This is a genomic window from Streptomyces thermovulgaris (assembly GCF_002155915.1).
In the GTDB taxonomy this organism is placed as follows: domain Bacteria; phylum Actinomycetota; class Actinomycetes; order Streptomycetales; family Streptomycetaceae; genus Streptomyces; species Streptomyces thermovulgaris.
Genome location: NZ_MUME01000357.1, coordinates 1 through 1,683 on the forward strand (window position 1 = coordinate 1; position 1,683 = coordinate 1,683).

General features: G+C 71.8%; 2 protein-coding genes and 1 pseudogene. All 3 read right to left on the bottom strand.

Annotated elements, in window-relative coordinates:
- The coding region (locus CCN35_RS24070; protein ID WP_425444317.1) for an FtsK/SpoIIIE domain-containing protein at positions 1-1,247 on the bottom strand (1,247 nt) is incomplete at its 3' end.
- 79 nt (positions 1,248-1,326) lie between these two features.
- Entirely contained in the window at positions 1,327-1,473 is a 147-nt protein-coding gene (locus CCN35_RS28495) for a hypothetical protein (RefSeq protein ID WP_158100432.1), read from the bottom strand.
- A gap of 41 nt (positions 1,474-1,514) precedes the next feature.
- Positions 1,515-1,683: pseudogene (locus tag CCN35_RS30335) on the bottom strand (SCO3933 family regulatory protein); the annotation flags it as partial.

Genomic DNA, 1,683 nt, shown 5'->3' on the forward strand with positions numbered 1-1,683 from the left:
GTGAAGGTCTGGGTGAAGGCCCCGTAGAACGGGGTGCGGGGACGGGAGACCGCCCGTTGCAGGGCGGGAAGCAGGATGGTGCGGGTGAAGCCGGGGCGGCCCTGCATCGCCATCACCGCGACCCCGACATAGGCGGGGTCCTGCAAGGTGACCGGGCTGGCGTCGGGCCAGTTGCGGATGTCGTCGCCCAGCGCGGCCACCGCGGCTTCCACCGTCTTCTGCGCGAACGACAGCCCCACTGGGCACACGTCGCGGACGAACGTCGGGATGGCATCCCCGGTGGTCTTCTGGCTGATCAGGATGGTCAGGATGCCGACGCTGCGGCCCTTCTTGACCAGGTCCTCCACCAGCCGGGCGTTCTCCACCGTCAGCGCGGCCAGACGTTTCGTCTCGGCGTCGCTGCCCTTGTACTCGCGGAAGAACGTGTGCGCCTCATCGACGAGCACCACGGTGAAAGGCCACTCCGGCGAGGGGCCGACGTGCCACATGTTCTTCACGCCCAGCACGTCACGGATCACCGACGACCGCCGTCGGCGCAGCGCCACCAGACGCTTGAACAGCGCGTTGGCCTCGTCCAGGTCGTCACCGCAGAACGCGAACATCCGCTTGACCAGGTCCGCGTAGTCGCCCTCCGAGGCCCGTGACACCTTCCCGTCGAAGCCCACGATCTGCACGGCCGCCGACGGCGCGAGGTCACAGACGAACTTGTTCACCGCCGAGGTCTTGCCCGCACCGGGCGTGCCGGCCACGGTCACCCCCGGCACGTTCGCCAGGGACACGCACACCGGCGCGGCATACTCGTCCACCCCCAGTTCCCACCGCGCCACGTCCTCCGGCGGGCGGCCGGTGGGCCGGTGCTCGGTCGGCGTGGTCAAAGGATCGGAGCGCACACCCCGGATCACCACCCGGCCGGGCCCGTCCGGCAGAACAGACACCCGCGTGCACCGCCAGGCGTCCGCCAGGAACCGTGCCGCCTTCTGGTACTCCTCCAGCCCGACCCGCGGCAGCGTCCTGGCCCGCACGATCACGCCGAACCGGTCCGGCTTCACCTTGATCTTCGGAGTCAGCACCCGAGGCGCCGGGGCGGGGCCGTCCTTCTGCGCGGTGATCTGTGCGAGCAGGCCCGGGGTCTTGTCGGTGACCGTCAGCCCGGCCATCCGAGCCAGCCGCACCCAGCCCCAGCGGACCCGCACGGCCTGCCGCATGCTGACCCGCGTGCCCCGGTCGGCACGGACGTAGCGCACCATCGCCCACAGCAGCCACGCGCCCGCCAGCACGGCCACGACCAGCAGCACCTGCGGCGCGCGGTCGGTCAGGTCCTCCACGTCAGTCCCCCTCGGTCTCGGATATCAGGCGGAGCATGTCGGCCAGGTCCAGCCCGGCCGCGTCCGCCGGGGGCAGGCCAAGCAGTCCGAGCACCGCGCCGGAGACGGCGAACGTCGCCTTGCCCTCTGTGCCCGGCAGGGGCCGCAACGCATGCAGCCTCCGCTGTGGCCCTCGGCTGTCGTGGCCGGTCACTGGGCCGCCTCCGCCGCGACCAGCTCCAAGCGGGCGGCGCGGTAGGCGACGCCGTCGGAGAGCTGACCGTTGAAGATCCGCGCCCACGGAGTGGCGAACAGCTCCACCGGCCGGACCATCACGCCCGGCTTCAGCCCGGCCGCGAGGCCCGTCTCCGGGACGGTG